The sequence below is a fragment of the Nocardia huaxiensis genome (assembly GCF_013744875.1).
GTDB lineage: Bacteria > Actinomycetota > Actinomycetes > Mycobacteriales > Mycobacteriaceae > Nocardia > Nocardia huaxiensis.
The window spans coordinates 5,324,355-5,346,982 of record NZ_CP059399.1; the positions used below are offsets into that span (position 1 = coordinate 5,324,355).

At 67.4% G+C, this 22,628-nt stretch carries 19 protein-coding genes and 1 pseudogene; 16 read left to right on the forward strand and 4 right to left on the reverse strand.

The genetic code is table 11. The features are described from left to right. Positions 1–256: 256 nt before the first annotated feature. Positions 257–799, reverse strand: a pseudogene (locus H0264_RS23935) (FAD-dependent monooxygenase); the annotation flags it as partial. A gap of 133 nt (positions 800–932) precedes the next feature. Between H0264_RS23935 and H0264_RS23940 the strand changes: the two are divergent. Further along, on the forward strand, positions 933–1,766 hold the full coding sequence (locus tag H0264_RS23940; protein WP_181579619.1) for a cytochrome P450: 834 nt from the start codon (positions 933–935) through the stop codon (positions 1,764–1,766). A 164-nt stretch (positions 1,767–1,930) separates the two neighbouring features. After that, a complete protein-coding gene (locus H0264_RS23945) occupies positions 1,931–2,527 on the forward strand; it encodes an SMI1/KNR4 family protein (RefSeq protein ID WP_181579620.1) in 597 nt (198 codons plus the stop codon). A 9-nt stretch (positions 2,528–2,536) separates the two neighbouring features. Here the strand turns inward: H0264_RS23945 and H0264_RS23950 are convergent, their stop codons facing one another. The 3 genes from H0264_RS23950 to H0264_RS23960 form a co-directional block, all read right to left on the reverse strand. Continuing rightward, on the reverse strand, positions 2,537–2,965 hold the full coding sequence (locus tag H0264_RS23950; RefSeq protein ID WP_181579621.1) for a CBS domain-containing protein: 429 nt from the start codon (positions 2,963–2,965) through the stop codon (positions 2,537–2,539). Between the two features lie 90 nt (positions 2,966–3,055). Next, complete coding sequence (locus H0264_RS23955; protein ID WP_181579622.1) at positions 3,056–4,432, reverse strand: dihydrolipoyl dehydrogenase family protein; 1,377 nt, start codon at positions 4,430–4,432, stop codon at positions 3,056–3,058. 112 nt (positions 4,433–4,544) lie between these two features. Beyond that, positions 4,545–5,840, reverse strand: coding sequence for an FHA domain-containing protein (locus H0264_RS23960; protein WP_181579623.1), 1,296 nt, complete (start codon positions 5,838–5,840; stop codon positions 4,545–4,547). A 333-nt stretch (positions 5,841–6,173) separates the two neighbouring features. Here H0264_RS23960 and H0264_RS23965 point away from each other — a divergent pair, with 333 nt between their 5' ends. From H0264_RS23965 to nuoN, 14 genes are all read left to right on the forward strand, one after another. Next, positions 6,174–6,593, forward strand: coding sequence for an Rv3143 family two-component system response regulator (locus H0264_RS23965; protein WP_181579624.1), 420 nt, complete (start codon positions 6,174–6,176; stop codon positions 6,591–6,593). Between the two features lie 311 nt (positions 6,594–6,904). Next, on the forward strand, positions 6,905–7,285 hold the full coding sequence (locus tag H0264_RS23970) for an NADH-quinone oxidoreductase subunit A (RefSeq protein ID WP_181579625.1): 381 nt from the start codon (positions 6,905–6,907) through the stop codon (positions 7,283–7,285). Positions 7,286–7,359: 74 nt separating this feature from the next. After that, a complete protein-coding gene (locus tag H0264_RS23975) occupies positions 7,360–7,914 on the forward strand; it encodes a NuoB/complex I 20 kDa subunit family protein (RefSeq protein ID WP_181579626.1) in 555 nt (184 codons plus the stop codon). Next, positions 7,911–8,723 (forward strand): NADH-quinone oxidoreductase subunit C, encoded by an 813-nt coding sequence (locus tag H0264_RS23980; RefSeq protein ID WP_181579627.1) that lies wholly within the window; start codon positions 7,911–7,913, stop codon positions 8,721–8,723. Before H0264_RS23975 ends, H0264_RS23980 begins: the two co-directional genes overlap by 4 nt. Next, on the forward strand, positions 8,723–10,045 hold the full coding sequence (gene nuoD, locus H0264_RS23985; protein WP_181579628.1) for an NADH dehydrogenase (quinone) subunit D: 1,323 nt from the start codon (positions 8,723–8,725) through the stop codon (positions 10,043–10,045). Before H0264_RS23980 ends, nuoD begins: the two co-directional genes overlap by 1 nt. Further along, positions 10,042–10,734, forward strand: a complete 693-nt coding sequence (gene nuoE / locus H0264_RS23990) for an NADH-quinone oxidoreductase subunit NuoE (protein WP_181579629.1) — start codon at positions 10,042–10,044, stop codon at positions 10,732–10,734. Before nuoD ends, nuoE begins: the two co-directional genes overlap by 4 nt. Beyond that, positions 10,731–12,068 (forward strand): NADH-quinone oxidoreductase subunit NuoF, encoded by a 1,338-nt coding sequence (gene nuoF, locus H0264_RS23995; protein WP_181579630.1) that lies wholly within the window; start codon positions 10,731–10,733, stop codon positions 12,066–12,068. The genes nuoE and nuoF overlap by 4 nt, the downstream gene beginning before the upstream one ends. Beyond that, complete coding sequence (locus H0264_RS24000; RefSeq protein ID WP_181579631.1) at positions 12,065–14,533, forward strand: NADH-quinone oxidoreductase subunit G; 2,469 nt, start codon at positions 12,065–12,067, stop codon at positions 14,531–14,533. The genes nuoF and H0264_RS24000 overlap by 4 nt, the downstream gene beginning before the upstream one ends. Before the next feature lie 16 nt (positions 14,534–14,549). Further along, positions 14,550–16,346 (forward strand): NADH-quinone oxidoreductase subunit NuoH, encoded by a 1,797-nt coding sequence (gene nuoH, locus H0264_RS24005; RefSeq protein ID WP_420832106.1) that lies wholly within the window; start codon positions 14,550–14,552, stop codon positions 16,344–16,346. Next, positions 16,343–17,188: an NADH-quinone oxidoreductase subunit J gene (locus H0264_RS24010; RefSeq protein ID WP_181579633.1), complete on the forward strand. Its 846-nt coding sequence runs from the start codon at positions 16,343–16,345 to the stop codon at positions 17,186–17,188. Before nuoH ends, H0264_RS24010 begins: the two co-directional genes overlap by 4 nt. A 2-nt stretch (positions 17,189–17,190) precedes the next feature. Further along, positions 17,191–17,490, forward strand: a complete 300-nt coding sequence (gene nuoK, locus H0264_RS24015) for an NADH-quinone oxidoreductase subunit NuoK (RefSeq protein WP_067538598.1) — start codon at positions 17,191–17,193, stop codon at positions 17,488–17,490. Between the two features lies 1 nt (position 17,491). Continuing rightward, on the forward strand, positions 17,492–19,381 hold the full coding sequence (gene nuoL / locus H0264_RS24020) for an NADH-quinone oxidoreductase subunit L (RefSeq protein ID WP_181579634.1): 1,890 nt from the start codon (positions 17,492–17,494) through the stop codon (positions 19,379–19,381). Next, positions 19,378–20,988 carry an NADH-quinone oxidoreductase subunit M gene (locus H0264_RS24025; RefSeq protein ID WP_181579635.1) on the forward strand — a complete coding sequence of 537 codons (1,611 nt, stop codon included), beginning with the start codon at positions 19,378–19,380 and terminating at the stop codon, positions 20,986–20,988. The genes nuoL and H0264_RS24025 overlap by 4 nt, the downstream gene beginning before the upstream one ends. Next, the gene (nuoN, locus tag H0264_RS24030) at positions 20,985–22,616 is read left to right on the forward strand and encodes an NADH-quinone oxidoreductase subunit NuoN (RefSeq protein WP_181579636.1); all 1,632 of its coding nucleotides are present in this window, start codon (positions 20,985–20,987) and stop codon (positions 22,614–22,616) included. Before H0264_RS24025 ends, nuoN begins: the two co-directional genes overlap by 4 nt. Positions 22,617–22,628 lie beyond the last annotated feature (12 nt).

Consider the following 22,628-nt stretch of genomic DNA (forward strand, 5'->3'; position numbering starts at 1 on the left):
GTTGGAACACCGATCAGCCCAGCACTCCCCTCCCCTGGTGCTGGGCTTTTCCAAAATCCGCCGCGCTAACGTCACAGTGACGGTATCGATGTCGTTGGGGGGAATCTGGCAGACTGCCATCGAATCGTAGAGCCTGGCGCGGTTGGTAGTAGGGCGCATGAACACGACTGCGGCCCGCAGGAGGAACCGCGAGCAGTCGGTTGGCTTGCGCCACGCGGGTACTTCAAGTCGGATGTAGTGGGTCTTGGCTGCACAGGGTGGCGACGGCGAGGTGGGCGCCGATGTGGGTGGTGTACTCGGATTCCGGGCCGAAGACGAGGCGGCGCACCGTGGAGTGCAGGCCGTCTGCTCCGATGATGAGGTCGAAGCGGCGGGGCTGGTTGTGCTCGAAGTCGACGTCTCCGTCGGCCGACATGGCGGTGATCGAATCGCCGAAGAGGTATTCGACATCGGGACGGGTTGCTTCGTAATAGATTTCGCTGAGGTCGTCGCGCATGATCTCGATGTGCCGGTCGGTCTGGGCGCCGAAGATCTTGGCCAGGTCCACTCGAACCGGCCGCCGCGCGCCTTCGCGGTGCAATGTCAGCCGGGTGGTGTCGGTGGCGTGCTGCTCGATCCGCTCGAGGGTTCCCATGCTGGCCGAGATATCCGTGGCCGGCCGATACAGGTCGACCGCGTGCCCGCCGGTTTTGCGTAGCGCCGGTGCGCGTTCCACGACGGTGACGGTGAAGCCGTACCTGGTGAGCCAATATGCCAGTACCGGCCCGGCGATGCTGGCGCCGGAGATGAGTATCCGCATGCGTGGTCTCCTTTAGTGGTGTGCCCTTGTGGGGGCAGGGCTTTCACTGTCGGCGCTGTGCCGGTGTCGCGTCTTGAACGAATATTTCCCGCGGATCGGTCCGTCTTCAGAGTGGCTTGGTGCCGACTATGCGGTGGCGCGGGAGCTGTTCGCGGATGCGCGGGTCAGTGTGGACTATCGTGATCCGGGTTTTCCGCATATTCACGAGGGCATGAAGATGCTCGCCGATGGTCCGCGTTCCATGTTCAATACCGATGGGTCCGAGCATGCCCGGTATCGGCGGATGCTGGCCAAGCCGTTCACGCCCAAGCGGCTCGATATTTTGCGGCCGATGATTCAGCAGCATGTGGATCAACACCTCGATGTGATGCTCGCGGCGGGGAATTCCGCTGATCTGGCCGAGGCGTTCGCGTTGCCGGTGCCTTCGACGGTGATTTGCGAAATGCTGGGTGTCCCCTACGACAAGCATCGGTTCTTCCAGGAGCACACCGAGGTCGGGTTCAGTCTCACCTCCACTCCGGAGGAGAAGCAGCAGTCGATGGTGCTGCTGCTGGGGTTCTTGAACGAGCTGGTCGCCGCGAAGCTCGAGGCGCCCGGTGAGGATGCGCTGTCGGATCTGGCCGAGCATGTCCGGGCCGGTGAGCTGGAGGTGTGGGAGGCGGCGCTGCAGGGTCTGGGCATGCTGGTCGCTGGGCACGAGACGACCGCGAGCATGATCTGTCTGTCGGTGGCGGCCCTGCTGCAGGAGCCCGACAAGCTGGCGTTGGTTCGTGACGCGGTGGAGCCGAAGGTGCTCGGCAATGAGATCGACGAGTTGCTGCGCTACATGAGCATCGTGCATTCCGGGGTGCGTCGTGTCGCGCTGGCCGACATCGAGATCGGTGGTGAGCTCATCCGTGCCGGTGACGGCATCGTCGTCGAACTCCCCACCGCGAACTGGGACCCGAAGGTCTTCGACCACATGTGACGGCTGTGGCCGAAGGCTATGTGCGAGTGCGGTCACCATTCGACCGTGACCGTCGACGGCGAGCCAGGGTGGCGGCGTGAACCCCGCCGCTCCCCCACCCCGGCTCGCTGTTCGATGCGTATCGGTGTGCGGCCAATGTCGGTCGGCGCTGCGAGACTGTGGTGATGACGATGGGTCGTATCCTCGCGTTCTACGAGCAGCACTCCCCCGGTAAGCGGGCGCACTTCCAGTCCCCGGCTACTGCCGCCGATTTCGAGGTCTTTCGCACGGCGTTTGGTGAACCGTTCCCCGTGCAGCTGCTGCCGATCTACAGCGTGTGCAATGGAACCGGTCGTGACGGTGACTTCTTCGGTCATCGGCTGTTGAGTGTCGAGGAGATGATCGACGAGCGGCGGCTGTGGAATTCGATCATCGAGGAGAGTGACGATCCGGACGAGGAGTACCACGACGTCATTGAAAGTGTCTCCCCCACACGGGTGAAGGCGCACTATTGGCATCCGGGGTGGGTGTCGTTCACCGCTGATTGGGGTGGTAATGGGTTCGCGGTGGATTTCGCGCCGGAACCTGCGGGCGTGCCTGGGCAGGTCATCAATTACGGCGCGGATGACGACTGGCGTGGGGTGATCGCGGGATCGGTCGATGAGTTCCTGGGGGTGCTGGTCGGGTATCTCGAGCGCGGAGCGTTCACCGTGGATCCGACGTACGGCACTGTCGATCTCGGGACGGATGGCGCGTGTCTCACGTCGGAGTTGATGCCCTGACGCCGGGATTCACCCGTGGAGGTAGCGGACGAGGTGTTCGCGTTCGGTTTCCAGTTCGGAGATTTGGCTTTTGACTACGTCGCCGATGCTGACTATGCCGATCATGCGGCCGTTGTCGAGGACGGGGAGGTGGCGGATGCGGTGTTCGGTCATGGTGTGGTTGAGGGTGGCTACCTGGTCGGAGGGTGAGCAGGTGTGGACCGCGGCGGTCATGATGGCCGAGACGGGGCGGTCGAGGAGGTCGGCGCCTTCGGTGTGGAGGCGGCGGACTATGTCTCGTTCGGAGACTATGCCGGCTATGAGGGTGTTGTCGGGGGAAACGATGACCGCGCCGACGTTTTGGATGGAGAGCAGTCGTAGCAGGTCGCGCACTGTTGCATCGGGTGCAATGGTGACGACGTCGTTTCCTTTGCGACGCAGGATTTCCGAGATACGCATCTGTCCACCGCCCAACCGCTCGGACCATCGATGTCTATCAGGATGGCGGTTTTCCGAGCGGGTGAACAGCAACGATTCGGCAGTGGATGTCTAAACCGGACCGAGAGCGTCGAGGGCGGATTCGATGGCGCGGTGGAATGTCGGGTAGGCGTAGATCATGTCTCGCAGGGTGCTGGTGGGGACTTCGGCGTGTACGGCGACCACGAGGGCGGACAGGACTTCGCCGCCGTCGGGACCGACGGAGGTGGCGCCGACCAGGACGCCGCGGTCGGTGTCCTCGACGAGTTTGATCAGGCCCTGGTTGCCGGCTTTGTGCAGCCAGCCGCGGGTGGAGTCGGGCAGCTGAGCCAGGCCGGTGCGGATGGTCAGTCCCTGTTCGCGGGCTTGGGCTTCGGTGAGGCCGACCGCGCCGACTTCGGGATCGGTGAAGGTGACATGCGGCATGGCGTGGTATTCGGCGCCGGTGGTGTGCTGGTTGAGGATGTCGGCGACCGCGATGCGCGCCTGGTACATGGAGGTGTGGGTGAAGGCGCCGCGGCCGGTGATGTCGCCGAGCGCCCAGACCTTGTCGGCGGCGCGCAATCGGTCGTCAACGGGGATGGATTTCGCGGACTCGTCCAGGCCGAGGACGCCGATGCCGAGGGCTGCCAGGTCGGTGCGGCGGCCGGTGGCCACCAGCAGGCGGGTGGCGCGCACCTGCTCGCCGTTGTCGAGGTGGACGGTGAAGGTGGCGCCGTCGTGGTCGACGGTTGTCGCGTGGGCGCCGGTGCGCACGGAAATGCCTTCGCTGGTGAAGACTTTCGTGAGCAGTTCGGCGGCTTCGGGTTCGTCGTTGGGCAGCAGGCGGCGGCCGCCGAGCACGGTGACCTGTGCGCCGAAGCGGGCATAGATCTGCGCGAATTCGACGCCGACGGGGCCGCCGCCGAGCACGATCAGCGATGCGGGCACCTCGGTGACGGCGACCGCGTCCCGGTTGGTCCAGAACGGGGTGCCCTCGAGGCCGGGCAGCGGCGGTACCGCCGGGGCGGTACCGGGATTGAGCACGATGGCGCGGGCGGGATGGAAGACGCGCTCGCCGCTGTCGGTGCGCACGGTGACTTCACCGGGGGCGGTGATCGTGCCCCAGCCGCGCACGAACTGTCCGCCCGCCTTCTCGAAGCGTTCCACTGCGGCGCTGTCGTTCCAGTTGTCGGTGATCTCGTCGCGGATGCGTGCGGCGACGATCGTCCAGTCCGGGGTGACCGTGGCCGACCCGGCCAGCTCGTGTACCCGGCGTGCTTCGGCGACCACCCCGGCCGCGCGCACCATCGCTTTGGTGGGAACGCAGGCGTAGTACGGGCATTCGCCGCCCAGTAGCCGCCCGTCCACCCCGATCACCGACAGGCCGGCCTGCGCGAGCCGGGTCGCGGCGTCCTCCCCGCCCGGACCCATCCCGACAACTACGACATCCACGCTTTCGGCAGCCATCGCCGCTCCTTTGTTCGTCCGCAGGTGTCCTCCACGCTAGTGCGCGCCGGGCACGTGGCTGCGACGACCGGGCGGGCTGTCGGTGTGTGCCACTCACAAGCTCGGGGTGGTGTCAGCCCCGGGGGTGCGGGGCTTCGAAGGTGAAGATGCGGCCGCCGACGAGGATCTGAGTCCCGGGTGCGAGTGTGGCGGGATGGCCGGGGACCGCGCGCGTCCAGTCCGCATGCCCTGGCGGGCGCAGGTGCGTGCCGTTGGCGGAGCCGCGATCGAGGACGGTCACATCCCAGTCGACGAGCCGGATTTCGGTGTGCACGCGCGACATTCCGGCGGAGGCGTCGTCGATGCGCACGGCGGTCGCGCCACGGCGCACCTGTTCGGAGCGGTGCGGTTCGCGGCCGATCACGAGGTCGGCATCAAGGGGGTACGCGGTGCCGTCGTCGAGCAGCAGCCGCCCCAGCGGCGGCCGGACACCTGACCGCGCCGCAGTGTTCGAATGGTCGACAGGAATTCCGCATCCGGTGCAAGTGTGCACTCGCGGGTCATTGAGATGCCCTCGCGCGCACAGGAATCCGCGCACGGTAACGGCAGGTCGCGCGGCGGTCTCCGGTGTTGCGGTGGGCGGTCGCGGCATGGGATCTCCGCCGCGCTGCTGCGGCACGAATTGCGCGGGCGTCGACGCGCCGGTCCGCTCCGCTGCGGGGGCACCACGATTCGGTCTGTTCGGACTCCCGGGTGCCGACTGTGCGTCGGGCGCAGGGGTGTTCGGCGGCGCGGACGCCGACGGTGCGGTGGAATGCGGTGTTTCGGGAGCCGAGCGCGCGGCGGGGATTGCAGTTACTGCGGGTGTGCGCGTCGTGCTGGATTGGTGCGGGCTGGACGGGAATTCGATCTTGCCGGGCAGCCACAGGACCGCGCCGCTGCCGGGCATGCGGCCGGAGTGCAGCGACCACACGCCGGGTTCGGGCAGGGTGGTGCGGGGTGTGGTGTCGTCGATGAACAGGGCGGCGGCGCGGTCGGGGGCGGGAAAGACGACGCGGTCGATGCTGAAGCCGGCGTTGCGGCCGTGCAGGATTTCGCGGTGGTCGGTGCCGTCGAGGACGGCGGTGATGCCGCCGTGCAGGAAGATCGCCATGGCGCGGGTGCCGGGGGTGAGGACACCGAATTCGACCGATTCCTCGTCCTCGCGACCCATCAGCCAGGTGGTGGCCAGGCGGGCGAATGTGCGCCCGGTGCGCCGGGTTTCGCGGGAGGAGGATTCGCGCACCAACTCCTCCAGGGTGTCGAGCACCGACACCGCCCGTGAGGCCGCGGTCACCGGACCGGCCTCCCGGTGCGCGACCACCACGACCACTCCGTCCACGCACGCGACCGGATGCTCGCCGGGCACCACCTCCACCCGCCCCCTCATGCGCTCTCCCCCAGTCCTTTCCGCCCTCGGGGCCCGCGGATCGTCGCGCGGGTCGCGGCCCTGGCGTGGCGACCGCGGATTCGATTCGCCGCGCCCGCCCGGGGATCGGAGGCGTGGGCCGCCTCGATCGCGGACGTTCCCGGCTCATGCTTGGGCATGTGCATCGCCCCCCGTTCGGCCGCGCCGGTCTGCGTGCACTGCCCGCATTTGCCGGATGGTACCCGCCGGGGCCGGTGTGGCGCTGGCCGTCGAGGTGTTGGGCGGCAGGCGAATCCGCGGCGCGACCATGCGATCACGCGAAGCTGCCACCTGGAGTCATAGGGAGGACGTACCATGCGGGGCGTGGCCGATGCGAAACGTCCCGCCGCGGTGCGGGTGCTCGTGTACAGCAATGATGCCGATACCCGGAGCCAGGTGATGCTGGCCCTGGGCAGGCGGCCGCACCCGGAGTTGCCGCCGATCGAGTATGTCGAGGTGGCGACGGGGCCGATCGTGGTGGAGCAGGTGGACGACCGGCAGTGGGATCTGCTGATCCTCGATGGTGAGTCCGCGCCCACCGGCGGGCTGGGGTTGGCCAAGCAGCTCAAGGACGAAATCTCGGACTGCCCACCGATTGTCGTGCTCACCGGCCGTCCCGATGATGCGTGGCTGGCGAACTGGTCGCGTGCCGAGGCCGCGGTCTCTCATCCCATCGATCCGATCCGGCTCACCGATGCCGTGCTCGGGGTGCTCCGGAATCGTTCCGCCGCCTGATCTTTCGAGCACCCGTTCACCAGGGCGTTCGCTGCGCGCACGACAATTCGTGATTACGTCTTTTCGGTCATAAAAGACCGTTCCGAATTCGATCAAACGCGTCCGCGAAACGTCCTGTATCTTCTCGGCTGAGTTGTAGTCTGTGCCGTAGCTCACACCGGGCACGGGAGATGCATCATGAAAACGCATCGCTGACATCGTCGTAGCCCCGCACGCGCAGCCCATGCCTCGCGGACGACGAGGGTCTCCCACGCCCGGGGCAGCTGCCGTCCGTAGTGCGTCGTCCAGCTCGCAGGAGGGGTAGTGCTGTTGTGAATATCGAGGTGCCAACCCTCGTCCTCGGTGCGGTAGCCGCCGGGTTCGGGGTCTTCTCCATCATTTTGGCGGCCCTCGTCGGTCCCAAACGCTACAACCGGGCCAAGCTCGAAGCCTACGAATGCGGTATCGAACCCACCCCGCACGCCATTGCGGGCGGACCGGGAAATGCTGCCGGACAACGCTTTCCGGTGAAGTACTACCTCACCGCCATGTTGTTCATCATCTTCGACATCGAGATCGTGTTCCTCTACCCGTGGGCCGTGCACTTCGACGCCCTGGGTGTGTTCGGGCTGGCCGCCATGGCGCTGTTCATCTTCAACGTCTCGGTCGCCTACGCCTACGAGTGGAAACGCGGCGGGCTCAGCTGGGATTGATTGGCGCCAGGGGGAATTCGAAATCTGTCACCCCGCGCTCGCGGGGTCCAGCCGCACAGGAGATGTAGTCCGACATGGGTCTCGAAGAGAAACTGCCCAGCGGGTTCCTGCTGAGCACGGTAGAAGGATTGGCCGGCTATCTGCGCAAGAGTTCGCTGTGGCCGGCCACGTTCGGCCTCGCGTGCTGCGCGATCGAGATGATGGCCACCGGCGGCGGGCGATTCGACATCGCCCGCTTCGGCATGGAGGCGTTCCGCGCCTCCCCGCGCCAGGCCGATCTGATGATCGTGGCGGGCCGGGTCAGCCAGAAGATGGCCCCGGTACTGCGCCAGGTCTACGACCAGATGACCGAACCGAAATGGGTGCTCGCCATGGGCGTGTGCGCCTCCTCGGGCGGCATGTTCAACAACTACGCCATCGTGCAGGGCGTCGACCACGTGGTCCCGGTCGACATCTACCTGCCCGGCTGCCCGCCGCGGCCGGAGATGCTGTTGAACGCGATCCTGAAGCTGCACGAGAAGATTCAGGAATCCCCGCTCGGCGTCAACCGCGCCGAAGCCATCGCCGCCGCCGAGGCCGCCGCGCTCGCCAGCACCCCCACCATTCAGCTGAAGGGGCTGCTGCGATGACCTTCGACGCACCGAGCCGTACCGAAAGTCCCCCGGAGGATGCCGTGAAACCCCACGGTGAATCGAACCAGCCCATCGACCCGAAAGCGTCGGAAAACCAGACGCACACAGTCGAATCCGTGCCGACAGACCAAGCCACGCCCCCCGCCGCGCCCGCCGACGAAGTGATCGGCGTGCGCACCGGCATGTTCGGGGTCTCCGGCACCGGCGACACCTCCGGCTACGGCCGGCTGGTGCGCACCGTCGCCCTGCCCGGCGGCACGCCCCCGCCCTACGGCGGCTACTTCGACGACCTGGTCGCCGACCTGCACGCCGCGCTCGGGGTGCGCTTCCGCGACGCCATCGAGAAGATCGTGGTCTTCCGCGGCGAGCTGACCTTGCACGTGCACCGCGAACACCTGCTCGCGGTCGCGAAAACCTTGCGCGACAACGCCGCCCTGCGGTTCGAGCTGTGCCTGGGCGTGTCCGGGGCGCACTACCCCGAGGACAAGGACCGCGAACTGCACGCGGTGTATCACCTCAACTCCATCACCCACAATCGCCGGTTGCGGGTGGAAGTCGCTGCGCCCGACAGCGATCCGCACATCCCCTCGCTGTACGCGGTCTACCCGACCACGGACTGGCACGAGCGGGAAACCTACGACTTCTTCGGCATCCTGTTCGACGGTCACCCCTCGCTGACCCGGATCGCCATGCCCGACGACTGGCGTGGCCACCCCCAGCGCAAGGACTACCCGCTGGGCGGAATCCCGGTCGAGTACAAGGGCGCGCGCATCCCGCCGCCCGACGAGCGGAGGGCGTACTCCTAATGAACGACACCGACATTCGCGCCGCCGAACAGGCCGCACCGCGCGAGATCACCCTGGCCGGCGGCGACTGGGACGAGCTCACCGCCGCCCTGGACGGGGCCGCCGAGGAACGCATCGTCGTGAACATGGGCCCGCAGCACCCCTCCACGCACGGGGTGCTGCGCCTGATTCTCGAGATCGAGGGCGAAACCGTCACCGAAGCCCGCTGCGGCATCGGCTACCTGCACACCGGCATCGAGAAGAATCTCGAATACCGGTCCTGGGTGCAGGGCACCACCTTCGTCACGCGCATGGACTATCTCTCGCCGTTCTTCAACGAGACCGCCTACTGCCTGGGCGTGGAGAAGCTCCTCGACATCACCGACGCGATTCCCGAGCGCGTCAACGTGATTCGCGTGCTGCTGATGGAACTCAACCGCATCTCCTCGCACCTGGTGGCCCTGGCCACCGGCGGCATGGAGTTGGGCGCGCTGACCCCGATGCTGTTCGGCTTCCGCGAACGCGAACTCATCCTCGACGTGTTCGAGAACATCACCGGCCTGCGCATGAACCACGCCTACATCCGCCCCGGCGGCCTGGCGCAGGATCTGCCCGACGACGCGATCCCCAAGATCCGGGATCTGCTGGCGCTCATGCCGAAACGACTGCGCGACATGGAGTTGCTGCTCAACGAGAACCCCATCTGGAAGGCCCGCACCCGCAATGTCGGGTACCTGGACCTCACCGGCTGCATGGCCCTCGGCATCACCGGCCCCGTGCTGCGCTCCACCGGTCTGCCGCACGACCTGCGCAAGGCCCAGCCCTACTGCGGCTACGAGACCTACGAGTTCGACGTGCAGGTCGACACCGGCTGCGACTGCTACGGGCGCTACCTGATTCGCGTGAACGAGATGAAGGAATCGCTCAAGATCGTCGAACAGTGCCTGGACCGGCTGCGGCCCGGCCCGGTCATGGTGGAGGACCGCAAGATCGCCTGGCCCGCCGACCTGGAACTGGGGCCCGACGGACTCGGCAACTCCCCCAAGCACATCGGCAAGATCATGGGCACCTCCATGGAGGCGCTCATCCACCACTTCAAACTCGTCACCGAGGGCCTGCGCGTCCCGCCCGGCCAGGTGTACACGGCGGTGGAATCCCCGCGCGGGGAACTGGGCGTGCACATGATCAGCGACGGCGGCACCCGCCCGTATCGCGTGCACTACCGCGATCCCTCGTTCACGAATCTGCAAGCGGTGGCGGCAATGTGCGAGGGCGGCATGGTCGCCGACGTCATCGCCGCGGTGGCCAGTATCGATCCGGTGATGGGTGGAGTCGACCGATGACAGAGATCCTGCTCAACCTGACCGTGCGACCCATCCCGTACCCGAGCGAGGTACGCGAGCGGCTGCAAGAGGAAGCCAAGGTCATCATCGGCCGCTACCCGCACTCGCGCTCGGCCCTGCTGCCCCTGTTGCATCTGGTGCAATCGGTGGAGGGGTATGTGTCGGGCACCGGTATCGAATTCTGTGCCGAGCAGCTGGGATTGACCGACGCCGAGGTGACCGCCGTGGCCACCTTCTACTCCATGTACCGGCGCACCCCGACCGGTGACTACCACGTCGGGGTGTGCACCAACACGCTGTGCGCGGTCATGGGCGGCGACCAGATCTTCGCCGAATTGAAGGAGCACCTGGGCATCAAGCACGGGGAGACCACCGCCGACGGCGCGATCACCCTCGAGCACATCGAATGCAACGCCGCCTGCGATTTCGCGCCCGTGGTCATGGTCAACTGGGAATTCCTGGACAACCAGACCCCCGAAAGCGCCAGGGCCCTGGTGGATTCGCTGCGCCGTGGCGAGCAGGTGACCGGTTCACGCAGTGCCATTCCGCTGTGCACCTTCCGCGAGACCGCCCGCATTCTCGCCGGATTCCCCGATCAACGGCCCGGCGCCACCGACGGCCAGGCCGGACCGGCAACCCTTGCCGGATTGCATGCCGCGCAAGAACAGTCGAACGGAGGCGACCGGTGACGCAAACCCTTCCCGCTCCCTCCGGCCTCACCCCGGTGCTGTCCAAGCACTGGGACGACCCGGACTCCTGGACCCTGGCCGCCTACAAAGGCCAGGGCGGATACCGGGCGCTGCCCAAAGCGTTGCGCATGCAACCGGACGAGGTCATCGCCACCGTCAAGGACTCCGGTCTGCGCGGGCGCGGCGGCGCGGGGTTCCCCACCGGCATGAAATGGGGCTTCATCCCGCAGGGCCCCGGCCCGGACGGCATCACCAAGCCGCACTACCTGGTGGTCAACGCCGACGAGTCCGAACCCGGCACCTGCAAAGACATTCCGTTGATGCTGGCCAGCCCGCACACCCTCCTCGAGGGCGTCATCATCGCCGCCTACGCCATCCGCGCCTCACACGCGTTCATCTACGTGCGCGGTGAAGTCGTCCCGGTGCTGCGGCGGCTGCAGGCCGCGGTCGAACAGGCGTATGCCGCAGGCTATCTCGGCCGCAATATCCAAGGCTCCGGTTACAACCTGGACGTGGTCGTGCACGCCGGGGCCGGGGCCTACATCTGCGGTGAGGAAACCGCACTGCTCGACTCCCTCGAAGGCCGGCGCGGCCAGCCGCGCCTGCGCCCGCCGTTCCCCGCCGTCGCCGGGCTCTACGCCTGCCCGACCGTGGTCAACAATGTGGAATCCATCGCCTCCGTGCCGGCGATCATCGTCAACGGCGTCGACTGGTTCCGCGGGTTCGGCACCGAGAAATCCCCGGGCTTCACCCTGTACTCGCTCTCGGGTCACGTGACACGACCCGGCCAGTACGAGGCACCGTTGGGAATCACCTTGCGGGAGTTGCTGACTCACGCCGGCGGGGTCCGCGCGGGCCACACCCTCAAGTTCTGGACGCCGGGCGGCTCCTCCACCCCGATCTTCACCGCCGAACACCTCGACGTCCCCCTCGACTACGAGGGCGTCGCCGCCGCCGGATCCATGCTCGGCACCAAGGCCTTGCAGATCTTCGACGACACCACCTGCGTGGTGCGTGCCGTGCTGCGCTGGACCGAGTTCTACGCCCACGAATCCTGCGGCAAATGCACCCCCTGCCGCGAAGGCACCTACTGGCTCGTCCAACTGCTCGAGCGGCTCGAGAACGGCCAGGGCCACTTCACCGACCTCGACAAACTCGCCGACATCGCCGACAACATCAACGGCAAATCGTTCTGCGCCCTCGGCGACGGCGCGGCCAGCCCGATCTTCTCCTCCCTGAAGTACTTCCGTGACGAGTACGCCGACCACATCACCGGCGGCGCCTGCCCGTTCGACCCGGCCCGATCCACCCTCTGGGCTGAAGGAGAGCGATGACCAGCACAGTCAGCTCCAGCACCAGCGGCGGCCTCACCCCGGCCGAGCTGGTCAGCGTCACCATCGACGGCACCACGGTCTCGGTGCCGCCGGGCACCCTGCTCATCCGCGCCGCCGAACTCATCGGCATCCAGATCCCGCGCTTCTGCGACCATCCGCTGCTCGACCCGGTCGGCGCGTGCAGACAGTGCCTGGTCGAAGTGGAGGGGCAGCGCAAACCCGTCGCCTCCTGCACCATGACCGTCGCCGACGGCATGGTCGTCAACACCCAGCTCACCTCACCCGCCGCCGAAAAGGCGCAAGAGGGCGTGATGGAGCTGCTGCTCATCAACCACCCCCTGGACTGCCCGGTCTGCGACAAGGGCGGGGAATGCCCGCTGCAGAACCAGGCCATGTCCAACGGGCGCGCCGAATCCCGCTTCGACGGGGTGAAACGCACCTACCCGAAACCGATTCCGCTGTCCTCGGCCATCCTGCTCGACCGGGAACGGTGCGTGCTGTGCGCGCGCTGCACCCGGTTCTCCCAGCAGGTCGCCGGTGACCCGTTCATCGAGTTGATGGATCGCGGCGCGCTCCAGCAGGTCGGCATCGCGGCCGGGGAACCCCTGGATTCGTACTTCTCCGGCAATACCGTGCAGATCTGCCCGGTGGGCGCGCTCACCGGCAGCACCTACCGATTCCGGGCGCGGCCATTCGATCTCGTATCCAGCCCGGCCGTGTGCGAGCACTGCGCCTCCGGATGCGCGCAGCGCACCGACCATCGGCGCGGGAAGGTCATGCGCCGGCTCGCCGGTGACGACCCGCAGGTCAACGAGGAATGGAACTGCGACAAGGGACGATTCGCCTTCGCCTACGCCACCGAACGCGACCGGCTCACCACCCCGCTGGTGCGCAGCTGGAACGGGCAGTTGCAGCCCGCCTCCTGGTCCGAGGCCATCGCCGCCGCGGCCCGCGGGCTGGCCGCCGCACGCGGTAATGCCGGTGTGCTCGTCGGCGGACGCGTCACCCTCGAGGACGCCTACGCCTACTCGAAGTTCGCGCGAGTCGCATTGGACACCAACGATATCGACTTCCGGGCGCGTGATCACTCGGCCGAGGAAGCCGACTTCCTGGCCGCCCGCGTCGCCGGACAGGGCATCACCGTCGACTACGCGGCCCTGGAACGCGCACCCATCGTGCTGCTTGCCGGATTCGAAGCCGAAGAGGAATCGCCGATCATCTACCTGCGGCTGCGTAAAGCCGCGCGCAAGAACGGGATCGGGATTCTGTCGCTCGCGCCCTACGAGACGCGCGGCCTGCAACGAATGAACGGCACCCTGGTGCCCACCGCACCCGGCGCCGAACCGCACGTGCTCGAAGCCCTGCGCACCGGCGACACCAATGCCGCCGCACTGGATCCGGCCTGGCTCGCCGACATCAACGCCCTGCTGCGCTCGCCCGGCGCGATCATTCTCGTGGGTGAACGGCTCGGCGGCATCCCCGGTGGTTTGTCCGCCGCCGCACGCCTGGCCGACGACACCGGGGCAGCGCTGGCCTGGGTGCCGCGTCGGGCCGGGGAACGCGGCGCGCTCGAGGCCGGCGCCCTGCCCGGGTTGCTGCCCGGTGGGCGCGTCGTCACCGATTCCGTTGCCCGCCACCAGGTTCGCGACGCCTGGGGTGTCGAGGAACTGCCCGCCGAACCCGGCCGCGACACCGCCGCCATCCTCGCCGCCGCACCCACCCTCGGGGCCATCCTCGTCGGCGGCGTCGAAGTCGGCGACCTGCCCGACCCGCACGCCGCGCTCACCGCCATCGACGCCGCCAGCTTCGTCGTCTCGATGGAACTGCGGCGCAGCGACATCAGCGACCGCGCCGACGTCGTGTTCCCCGTCGCCTCCGCCATGGAGAAGACCGGCACCTTCCTCACCTGGGAAGGCCGCCACCGCCAATTCGACGCCGCCCTGCGCGATTCCACCGTCCGCCGCGAACCCGCACCGCTGGCCGAATACCGGGTCCTCGACGCCATCGCCCACGAAATGGGTGTGCGCCTGGGCCTGCCGGACGCCGCCAGCGCCCGCGCCGAACTCGCCGACCTCGGCGTATGGGACGGACCGGCCGTGCCGACACCCCAGCACCGCCCGCACCCTATCGCGCAACCCGCCTCCGGCACCGCGGTGCTCTCGGCCTGGCGCATGCTCATCGACCGCGGCCGCGGCCAGGACGGCGAACCCAACCTCGCCGGCACCGCCCGCACCCCCGTGGTGCGCCTGTCCCCGGCCACCGCCGCCGAAATCGGCGCCACCACAGGCGATCCCGTCACCGTCGGCAACGACCACGGCCACATCACCCTGCCGCTGGTCATCACCGAGATGCCCGACCGCGTGGTGTGGCTGCCCATGAATTCCCCCGGCTCCGATGTGCTGGTGCAACTGGGCACCACACCGGGCCACATCGTGCGCATCCGACGGGAGGACCACCGTGAGTGACCTGGCCCTGCAACTCCTGGCCGCCCAGCCCGGAGACTACGGCGGGCTCGGCGTATTCGGGCGCGACCCGTGGTGGCTGATCCTCGTCAAATCGATCGGCATCTTCGTGTTCCTGCTGCTGACCCCCATGCTGGCCGTCTACGCGGAACGAAAGATCGTGGCGTTCATGCAGATGCGCGTCGGCCCCAACCGGGTCGGGCCGCGCGGCACCCTGCAATCCATCGCCGACGGCGTGAAGATGCTGCTCAAAGAGGACATCATCCCCGCCATCGTCGACAAGCCCATCTTCATTCTGGCGCCGATCATTTCGCTCATCCCGGCCGTCATGGCCTTCGCGGTCATCCCGTTCGGGCCCGAAGTGTCCATGTTCGGGGTGCGGACACCGTTGCAGCTCACCGACATGCCCGTGGGTGTGCTCTACATCCTGGCCATGGCCTCGGTCGGCGTGTACGGCATCGTGCTCGCGGGCTGGGCGTCCGGGTCCACCTACCCGCTGCTGGGTGGACTGCGCTCCACCGCCCAGGTCATCTCCTACGAGATCGCCATGGCCCTGTGCTTCGCGGCGGTGTTCCTGCTCTCGGGCACCATGGCCACCTCCGGCATCGTCGAAGCCCAGTACGGCACCTGGTACGTCTTCCTGCTGCTGCCCTCGTTCCTCATCTACGCGGTCTCCATGGTCGGTGAAACCAACCGTGCGCCTTTCGATTTGCCCGAGGCCGAAGGTGAGCTGGTCGGCGGTTTCCACACCGAATACTCCTCGCTCAAATTCGCCATGTTCATGATGGCCGAGTACATCAATATGGCGACCGTGTCGGCGCTGGCCACCACACTGTTCTTCGGCGGCTGGCACGCGCCGTTCCCGATCAGCCTGTGGGCGGGCGCCAACTCCGGCTGGTGGCCCATGCTGTGGTTCACCGCCAAGGTGTGGCTGTTCCTGTTCGTATTCATCTGGCTGCGCGGCACCCTGCCGCGACTGCGCTACGACCAGTTCATGAACCTGGGCTGGAAGCTGCTCATCCCGGTCTCCCTCGCCTGGGTCATGTTCGTGGCCACGCTGCGGGTGCTCGAGAACGAGGGCTACCACGTGCAGACCCCGGGCATGGTCATCGGCGGCATCGTGGTCGCACTGCTGTTGCTGGGCATGGTGATTCGCGCCGGGCACGCCGGAGACGACCGTACCAAGGCCGCCCCCGACGCCACCGCGACCACCATGTACTCCGACTTCCCGGTCCCGCCCATGCCCACCGAACCGGCCAAGGCGAGCGCGAAACCGGGACTGCTGGAGCCGCTCGGCGGATTCTTCGTCACCTTCATGACGATGTTCAAAAAGCCCAACACCGAGCTCTACCCCGAGGTGAAAACCCCCACCGCGCCGCGCTATCACGGCCGGCACCAACTCAACCGGCATCCCGACGGGCTGGAAAAGTGCATCGGCTGCGAGCTGTGCGCATGGGCCTGCCCCGCCGACGCCATCTACGTCGAAGGCGCCGACAACACCGAGGAAGCCCGCTTCTCGCCCGGCGAACGCTACGGGCGCGTCTACCAGATCAACTACCTGCGCTGCATCGGCTGCGGCCTGTGCATCGAAGCCTGCCCCACCCGGGCGCTGACCATGACCAACGAATACGAACTGGCCGACGACAATCGCGCCGACCTCATCTACGAAAAGCAGGACCTGCTCGCCGACCTCCAAGCCGGCATGCTCGCCCCGCCGCACGCCATGTACCCCGGCGCGGACGAAGGCTCCTACTACCGCGGTGAAGTCCCCGGCGCGACAACCGAGTTGGCCGCATCGGAAGGCGGGCAGCGATGATCGACCATCTCGCCCAACAGGGCCAGCAACTCATCACCCACACCGGCACCGGCGAAGCCGTCCAATTCTGGATCCTCGCCGTCGTCGCCGTCGCCGGAGCACTCGGCATGGTGTGCGCCCGCAAAGCCGTGCACTCGGCCCTGTGCCTGGCCGCCACCATGATCACCCTGTCGGCGTTCTACATCGCCCAGAGCGCCCTGTTCCTGGGCATCGTGCAGATCGTCGTCTACACCGGCGCGGTCATGATGCTGTTCCTGTTCGTGCTCATGCTCGTCGGCGTCGACTCCGCCGAATCATTGAAGGAGACCCTGCGCGGGCATCGGCTCGCGGTGCTCATCGTCGGCATCGGCTTCGGCATGCTGCTCATCGCCGCCATCGCGCGCGGCATGAGCGCCGACAGCGTCGCCGACACCGGCGGCATCGGGCTCGGCGGCGACAACACCGTCGCCGCCCTGGCCGAACTGATCTTCGTGCGCTACGTGTGGGCATTCGAACTGACCGGGGCGCTGCTCATCACCGCCACCATCGGCGCCATGGTGCTCGCCCACCGCGAACGCTTCGGCCCGCCCACCGATCAGCGCGAACAGTCCAAACAGCGCTTCCGGGAAGGGAAACGGGTCACCCCGCTGCCCACCCCCGGCGTGTACGCCCGCCACAACGCCGTCGACACCCCCGCCCGGCTGCCCGACGGCTCCTTCGAGGAACTGTCGGTCTCCACCATCCTGCGGCACCGGCGCAACCGCGCCCACGAACAAGCCGCGGTGCTGTCGGTCGGCAACGGAAACAGCAACGGGCACAACGGCAACGGCAAGACCGGCGACCACTCTCACGAGGAAGGCTAGCGGTGAACCCGGACAACTATCTGTATCTCTCGGCGCTGCTGTTCACCATCGGCGCGGCCGGTGTGCTGGTGCGCCGCAACGCCATCGTGGTGTTCATGTGCATCGAGCTCATGCTCAACGCGGTCAATCTCGCCTTCGTCACCTTCGCCCGCCTGCACGGCAACCTCGACGGGCAGGTGTTCGCCTTCTTCACCATGGTCGTGGCCGCCGCCGAAGTCGTGGTCGGACTCGCCATCATCATGACCATCTTCCGTGCCCGCCGCTCGACCTCGGTCGACGACGCCAACCTGCTGCGGTACTGACATGGATACCGCACAGATGATGCTGTGGCTGCTGCCGGCCCTGCCGCTGGGTGGGGCCGTATTCCTGCTGCTGGCAGGACGATTCAGCGATGCGTGGGGACACCTCGTCGGTGTCGTGATGGCCCTGGCCTCCTTCGGGGTGGCAGCGTGGGCGTTCTTCGACATGCTCGACCGCGCCGACGGCGAACGCGCGGTGAGCCATTCACTGTTCAGCTGGGTGCCCGTCACCGGACTGCAGGTGGACTTCGCGCTGCAACTCGACCAGCTGTCGATGTGCTTCGCGCTGCTGATCACCGGCGTCGGATCGCTCATCCACATCTATTCGGTCGGCTACATGGCCCACGATCCGGGACGGCGGCGCTTCTTCGCCTACCTGAACCTGTTCCTCGCGGCCATGCTGGTGCTCGTGCTCGCCGGGAACTACCTGGTGCTCTACCTGGGCTGGGAAGCCGTCGGCCTGGCCTCCTACCTGCTCATCGGGTTCTGGTACCAGAAGCCTTCGGCGGCAACGGCAGCCAAGAAAGCCTTCATCGTCAACCGGGTCGGCGACATGGGATTGGCCATCGCGCTCATGGTCATGTTCGCCACCTTCGGCAGCATCGACTTCGCCACCGTGTTCGGGGCGGCCGGCGCGGCAGGCGAAGGGACGCTCACCGCGATCGGGTTGCTGCTGCTGTTGGGTGCGTGCGGCAAGTCCGCGCAGGTGCCGCTGCAATCCTGGCTCGGCGACGCCATGGAGGGTCCGACGCCGGTGTCGGCGCTCATCCACGCCGCCACCATGGTCACCGCCGGTGTGTACCTGATCGCGCGCTCGAACCCGATCTTCGATCTGGCGCCCGGTGCACAGGCCGCCGTGATGGCAGTCGGTGCAATCACTTTGCTGTTCGGTGCGATCATCGGCTGCGCCAAGGACGACATCAAGAAGGCGCTGGCCGCCTCGACCATGAGCCAGATCGGGTACATGATCCTGGCCGCCGGACTCGGCCCCGTCGGCTACGCCGCGGCCATCATGCACCTGCTCACCCACGGGTTCTTCAAGGCCGGACTGTTCCTCGGCGCCGGCTCGGTCATGCACGCCATGGACGACGAAACCGATATGCGACGCTACGGCGGGCTGCGCAAACTGCTGCCCATCACCTACGTCACCTTCGGCTTCGGCTACCTCGCCATCCTCGGCGTGCCGCCGTTCGCGGGCTTCTTCTCCAAGGACCGCATCATCGAAGCCGCCTTCGCACACGGCGGATTCGCCGGCATCATCACCGGATTGGCGGCGTTGGTCGGCGCCGGTATCACCGCCTTCTACATGACCCGCGTCATGATCCTCACCTTCTTCGGTGAGAAGCGGTGGAAGGACGGCGTGCACCCGCACGAGGCTCCCGCCTCCATGACCGGCCCGATGATCCTGCTGGCCTTCGGTTCCCTGGCCTCGGGCGCCCTGCTCGCCTGGGGCAGCGCCCTGCAGAACTGGCTGGAACCGGTCGTCGGCTACCACCACGCCGAACCCGTCATCCCGGTGTGGGCGGTCACCTTCTTCGCCCTCGCCGTCGTCGCGGCCGGAGTCTGGGTCGCCTACGACCAGTACGCCAAACAGGCCATCCCCGAAACCGCGCCCGCCGCAACACCTCTCATCGAAGCCGCCCGCCGCGACCTCTACGGCGACGCGGTCAACGAGGCCGCGTTCATGCGCCCCGGCCAGCACCTGACCCGCTCGCTGGTGTTCGTCGACAACCGCGGCATCGACGGCCTGGTCAACACCACCGCCGCCGTCATCGGCGGCCTGTCCGCCCGAATCCGCCGCGTGCAAAGCGGATTCGTACGCTCCTACGCCCTGTCCATGTTCACCGGCGCGGCCCTGGTGGCCGCCGCCCTGCTGGCGGTGAGGTTGCTTTGAACGACTTTCCCTGGCTGACAACGCTGTGGGCGGTTCCGCTCGGCGGAGCGCTACTGGCACTGCTGTTCCCGGCCCGCTGGCGCACCGCGGTGCGGGCCTGGGCGCTGATCGTGTCCCTCGGGACACTCGGGGTGGGGATCTGGCTGGCCTCGCAGTTCTCGCCCAAGGGTGAGCACTATCAGTTCATCGAATCGCACCAGTGGATACCGGCTTTCGGGGCGGGGTACACCCTCGGGCTCGACGGGATCGCGCTGGTGCTGGTGCTGCTCACCGCCGGGCTGATTCCGCTGCTGCTGCTTGCCGGATGGCGCGATGACCGGGAAGTCGGGTCGGGGCCGCGGGTGGTGCACTACTACGTGGCACTGACCTTGGTGGTCGAGGCCATGGTGCTGATCTCGTTCGTGGCCTTGGACATTCTGCTGTTCTACGTGTTCTTCGAGGTCATGCTCATTCCGATGTATTTCCTCATCGGCGGGTTCGGGCCGCGCGGCGAGGACGCGGCGCTGCGGGCGCAGCGGTCGCGGGCGGCGGTGAAATTCCTGCTGTACAACCTGTTCGGCGGGTTGATCATGCTCGCGGCGGTCATCGGACTGTATGTGCTGACCGCGCGCGAGAAGCTCGGGCCGAACGGGGGCGGCACCTTCGACTTCCGCACCGTCATGGAGGCCGCCAACTCCGGGCAGCTCGGCGCCGGGCCGGTGGTGTTGAACGCGCTGTTCCTCGGATTCATGTTCGCGTTCGCGGTGAAAGCGCCGCTGTGGCCGCTGCACACCTGGCTGCCCGATGCCGCCGTGGCCGCGACACCGGCCAGCGCGGTGCTCATGATGGCCATCGTCGACAAGGTCGGCACCTTCGGCATGCTGCGCTACTGCCTGCTGCTGTTCCCCACGGCCGCAGCCGATTACGCGGCGGTCATCTGCGTGCTCGCGGTCATCGGGATCATCTACGGGGCGCTGCTGGCCATCGGGCAGACCGATGTCATGCGCCTGATCGCCTACACCTCGATCTCGCACTTCGGGTTCATCATTCTCGGCATCTTCGCACTCACCACCCAGGGCGGGACCGGGGCGACGCTGTACATGGTCAACCACGGCATCTCCACCGCGGCCCTGTTCCTCATCGCGGGATTCCTGGTCTCGCGCCGGGGAACCCGGCTCATCGCCGACTACGGCGGGGTGCAGAAGGTCGCGCCGATCCTGGCGGGCACGTTCTTCATCGCCGGTCTGGCCACCCTGTCGCTGCCGGGCCTGGCACCGTTCATCAGCGAATTCCTCGTGCTGATCGGCACCTTCACCCGCTACCCGGTCGCAGCGATTCTCGCCTCCACGGCTTTGGTGCTGGCGGCGCTGTACGTGCTGTGGATGTACCAGCGGATGATGACCGGTCCGGTGAAGTCGGGCAACGAACGCATCTACGATCTGCTGCCGCGCGAACTGCTGGTGGTGGTGCCGCTGCTCGGGGCGCTGCTGTTCCTGGGCTTCTACCCCAAACCCGTGCTCGACGCGGTGGATCCGGCCGTCACCCACACCCTCACCACCATCGGACAGCATGATCCGGCGCCGGCGGTCAAGCCGGAGGCCTCGCCCACAGGAGGTACGCACAAGTGAGCGGCACACCCCTGATCCTCGCTGCGGCCACCGTGCCCGCACCCTCCATCGAATACCGGCAACTCTCGCCCATGCTCATCGTGTTCGGCGTCGCGGTGGTCATGGTGCTGGTGGAAGCGTTCGCGCCCAGGCGATCCCGATACCCGCTGCACCTGATCCTCGGGCTCGGCGGACTCGGGGTCGCGCTCGGCGCGGTCATCGGATTGCGCGGCATCAACAACACCGTCGTCGTCGGCGCGGTCGCCATCGACGGGGTGACCCTGTTCCTGCAGGGCACCATTCTCGTGGTGTCCATCCTCGGACTGCTGTTCATCGCCGAACGCCGCGCCGACCGCATGCCCATGCGGCGCGAAGGACCCGGCACCTGGAGCCTGGCCGCCGCCGAAGGCGAAACCCCGCGCGGGGTGGACGCGTTCACCCCGCAGGCCGCCTCCATGCCCGGCAGCTCCGACGAACGCGCCGCCGCCCGAGCCGGAATCGCCACCACCGAGGTCTTCCCGCTCACGATGTTCGCGGTCGCCGGGCTCATGCTGTTCCCGGCCTCCAACGACCTGCTGACCATGTTCATCGCGTTGGAAGTGCTGTCGCTGCCGCTGTATCTGCTGTGCGGGCTCGCCCGGCGACGCCGGCTGCTGTCACAGGAAGCGGCGCTGAAGTACTTCCTGCTCGGCGCGTTCTCCTCGGCGTTCTTCCTCTACGGCATGGCACTGCTGTACGGGTACGCGGGCAGCATCCGGCTGTCCGGCATCGCCGATGCCGTTGCGCGCGACCAGAGTTCCTCGCACACCCTGGCCATCCTCGGGGTCGCCATGCTCGCCGTCGGCCTGCTGTTCAAGATCGGTGCGGTGCCGTTCCAATCCTGGGTGCCCGACGTCTACCAGGGCGCACCCACCCCGATCACCGCGTGGATGGCCGCCGCCACCAAGATCGCGGCAGTCGGTGCACTGTTGCGCGTGCTGTACATCGCCGTGCCCGGCCTGCGCGACGACTGGCGTCCGGTGCTGGCCGCCATCGCCATCGCCACCATGGTCGTCGGCGCGGTCCTGGCCATCACCCAGACCGACATGAAACGCATGCTCGCCTATTCCTCGGTCGCCCACGCCGGTTTCATCCTCACCGCCCTCGTGGCCGCCAACACCGCCGGTGTCTCCTCGGTCCTGTTCTACCTGGCCGTCTACGGCTTCGGCACCCTCGGCGCGTTCGCCGTGGTCAGCCTGGTCCGCGACGAACACGGCGACGAGGCGACAACCCTGTCCGCCTGGGCCGGCATGGGCCGGCGCTCCCCCTGGCTGGCCACCATCTTCTCCCTGTTCCTGCTCTCCTTCGCCGGCATCCCCCTCACCAGCGGCTTCATCGCCAAATTCGCGGTCTTCGAGGCCGCATCCTCCGGCGGCGCAACACCTCTGGTGATCGTCGGCGTCATCACCAGCGCCATCGCCGCCTTCTTCTACATCCGCGTCATCGTCCTCATGTTCTTCACCGACGCCCCCGCCACCCCACCCACCCTGGTCTCCCCGACCCTGACCACCACCGTCATCGCCCTCACCGCCGCAGCAACTCTGGTCCTCGGCATCTTCCCCCAGCCCCTGCTGGACCTCGCCGAGAACGCCGCCACCTTCGCCCGGTAACCCCGCACCACC

Excerpts from the sequence above, each read along its gene's own strand:
- H0264_RS23945 (WP_181579620.1), top strand. The coding sequence starts at position 1,931 with ATGACGATGGGTCGTATCCTCGCGTTCTACGAGCAGCACTCCCCCGGT.
- H0264_RS23950 (WP_181579621.1), bottom strand. The coding sequence starts at position 2,965 with ATGCGTATCTCGGAAATCCTGCGTCGCAAAGGAAACGACGTCGTCACC.
- H0264_RS23955 (WP_181579622.1), bottom strand. The coding sequence starts at position 4,432 with ATGGCTGCCGAAAGCGTGGATGTCGTAGTTGTCGGGATGGGTCCGGGC.
- H0264_RS23960 (WP_181579623.1), bottom strand. The coding sequence starts at position 5,840 with ATGAGGGGGCGGGTGGAGGTGGTGCCCGGCGAGCATCCGGTCGCGTGC.
- H0264_RS23965 (WP_181579624.1), top strand. The coding sequence starts at position 6,174 with ATGCGGGGCGTGGCCGATGCGAAACGTCCCGCCGCGGTGCGGGTGCTC.
- H0264_RS23975 (WP_181579626.1), top strand. The coding sequence starts at position 7,360 with ATGGGTCTCGAAGAGAAACTGCCCAGCGGGTTCCTGCTGAGCACGGTA.
- H0264_RS23980 (WP_181579627.1), top strand. The coding sequence starts at position 7,911 with ATGACCTTCGACGCACCGAGCCGTACCGAAAGTCCCCCGGAGGATGCC.
- nuoD (WP_181579628.1), top strand. The coding sequence starts at position 8,723 with ATGAACGACACCGACATTCGCGCCGCCGAACAGGCCGCACCGCGCGAG.
- nuoE (WP_181579629.1), top strand. The coding sequence starts at position 10,042 with ATGACAGAGATCCTGCTCAACCTGACCGTGCGACCCATCCCGTACCCG.
- H0264_RS24000 (WP_181579631.1), top strand. The coding sequence starts at position 12,065 with ATGACCAGCACAGTCAGCTCCAGCACCAGCGGCGGCCTCACCCCGGCC.
- H0264_RS24010 (WP_181579633.1), top strand. The coding sequence starts at position 16,343 with ATGATCGACCATCTCGCCCAACAGGGCCAGCAACTCATCACCCACACC.
- nuoL (WP_181579634.1), top strand. The coding sequence starts at position 17,492 with ATGGATACCGCACAGATGATGCTGTGGCTGCTGCCGGCCCTGCCGCTG.